The sequence below is a fragment of the Mesorhizobium silamurunense genome, from assembly GCF_014843825.1.
Lineage (GTDB): Bacteria > Pseudomonadota > Alphaproteobacteria > Rhizobiales > Rhizobiaceae > Mesorhizobium > Mesorhizobium silamurunense.
Genome location: NZ_JHQR01000211.1, coordinates 1 through 2,218, shown reverse-complemented (window position 1 = coordinate 2,218; position 2,218 = coordinate 1). Strand labels below are relative to the sequence as shown.

Here is a 2,218-nt window from a genome sequence, read left to right as displayed (position 1 = left end):
CCCATGTTCCTTCCCGTGGACATGCCCGTGGCGCAGAGCGAACCCCGTATGGGCAAAGGCACCGACAGATTCTCAGCGCTGGTCGAATTGCAACTATGCTGTGGGCGGAACCTGCGCTTTGACAGAGAGATCGATACAGCCACTCTGACTCGGCTTATCCATGCGGTTGAGGCAGCATGATCGGACCGGGAACTGGGGTTCGGGTGTACCTTGCCTGCGGGTTCACGGACATGCGCAAAGGGATCGAGGGTTTGGCTGCACTGACGCAGGATGTGTTGCGCCAGAAGCCGACGGGAGGCGCGGTCTTCGCCTTTCGGGGAAGGCGTGGCGACCGTTTGAAGCTACTTTATTTTGATGGCCAGGGGTTCTGTCTTTATTACAAGGTCTTGCAGAAAGGTCGCTTTCCGTGGCCGTCGGCGGCCGACGGGACGGCCCGGCTGACGTCAGCGCAAATGGCGATGTTATGGGAAGGAATTGACTGGCGACGCCCCAATTGGGGTGCGCCGCCGGCGCGTGTCGGGTGATTTATCTCTCTGAATCTAATGGTTTTTATGGTTACTCGCCCTGACTTATGGTAGTCAGGTGCATGTCGAATGTCGCCGAAAATCTTCCAGACGATCCCGCCTTTCTGAAGGCGATGATCGCCGCCTTGCAGGCGGAAAATGCGAAGATGTCGGCGACGTTGCAGGCGCATGACCAGTTGATCCAGGCCTTGCGGCTGCGCATTGCCCGGCTGAAGAAACAGGTCTTCGGCAAGTCTTCGGAAAAGATCGAGCGGGAAATCCAGCAGCTGGAACTGGCGCTGGAGGATCTTTTGATCGCCGCGGCGGAGAGCAATGCCGGGCCAATCAATGAGGCCGACGAGGCAGCGTCTGTCGCGCCTATGACGAACGCGCCTGAAAGGATCACGCGCCGTCGTCCGCGCGTATCGCACAAGGCAGTTCGCGAGCGCAGGGAACTCGATCCCGGCGCCTGCTGCCCCGCCTGTGGCGGCGAACTACGTCTTGTGGGCGAAGACGTAAGCGAAATCCTCGACATGATCGCCGCGCAGATGAAGGTCATCGAGGTCGCCCGGTTGAAGAAATCCTGCCGCTGCTGCGAAAAGATGGTGCAGTTGCCTGCGCCCAGCCGTCCGATACCAGCCAGCATGGCGGGCGCCGGCCTTCTGGCTTACATCCTGGTCTCGAAGTTCGACGATCACCTGCCACTGTATCGCCTTCACGAAATCTTCGCCCGCATGGGTGCCGACATCCCCGACAGCACGCTGGTCGATTGGTGCGGTCGCGCCATGCAGGTGCTTCAGCCCCTGATCGAGCGGATCGGAACCGTGATCATGGCCAGCGACCTTCTCCATGCCGACGATACCCCGATCCGGGTGCTGGATCGCTCCATGCAGGACAAAGGGCTGGGGAAAGGCGTAAAGAAAGGCAGGATCTGGACGTATGTCCGCGATCAACGCCCATGGGCGGGCGGCGCTCCGCCTGGCGCGGTCTACTACTTTGCTCCGGACTGGAAGGAAGACCACGTCCTCCGCCACCTCGGGCAGACAAGCGGCATCCTCCAAGCTGACGGCTACAAAGGCTATGGCAAGCTTTATGAGCCTGGAGCCGGTGGAACATCCCGCTTCCGAGAAGCGGCATGCTGGGCGCATTGGCGACGCGACTTCCATGATATCTGGACCTCGAACAAATCCGAGATCGCACGCGAGGCTCTCGACCGTATCGGTGCGCTTTATGACATCGAGCGCGACATTGCGGGTCAGCCTGCCGATGCCCGCCTTGCCGCACGTCAGAAGCATAGCAAACCAAAGATCGGGGCATTCCGTGTCTGGATCGAAACGCAACTGACCCGCATTCCGGGCAAGAGCGATTTGGCAAAAGCCTTCCGTTATGGCCTGAGCCGCTGGCCATCATTCTGCCTGTTCCTCGAAGACGGCCGCGTCGCCATGGACAACAATGCCGCCGAGCGAGCCCTGCGCCCGATTGGGATCGGAAGAAAAAACTGGCTATTTGCCGGCGCCGACACCGGCGCGGAGACCCTGGCTCGCGCCATGACAATCATCGAGACGGCCAAGATGAACGGCATCGATCCGCAGGCATATCTCGCAGACGTGCTCGACCGCATCCACGATCACAAGATCAATCGCCTCGACGAGCTGCTTCCCTGGAATTGGTCACCTGTCACCGCCATCTCAGCCGAGGCTGCCTGATGGCAACGG

The 2,218-nt window shown here is 60.4% G+C and carries 2 protein-coding genes and 1 pseudogene; all 3 read left to right on the top strand.

Going from position 1 to position 2,218, the window contains the following annotated elements:
• Positions 1-180, top strand: a pseudogene (locus tag DH10_RS36340) (transposase); the annotation flags it as partial.
• Positions 177-524 (top strand): IS66 family insertion sequence element accessory protein TnpB, encoded by a 348-nt coding sequence (tnpB, locus tag DH10_RS23445; RefSeq protein ID WP_023778341.1) that lies wholly within the window; start codon positions 177-179, stop codon positions 522-524. The pseudogene DH10_RS36340 and the gene tnpB, both read left to right, overlap by 4 nt.
• 62 nt (positions 525-586) lie before the next feature.
• A complete protein-coding gene (tnpC, locus tag DH10_RS23440) occupies positions 587-2,209 on the top strand; it encodes an IS66 family transposase (protein WP_192385393.1) in 1,623 nt (540 codons plus the stop codon).
• The last annotated feature ends 9 nt before the right edge of the window (positions 2,210-2,218 follow it).

Bases quoted from the DNA above. Each gene is read 5' to 3' on its own strand.
- tnpC (WP_192385393.1), top strand. From the start codon at position 587: ATGTCGAATGTCGCCGAAAATCTTCCAGACGATCCCGCCTTTCTGAAG.
- tnpB (WP_023778341.1), top strand. From the start codon at position 177: ATGATCGGACCGGGAACTGGGGTTCGGGTGTACCTTGCCTGCGGGTTC.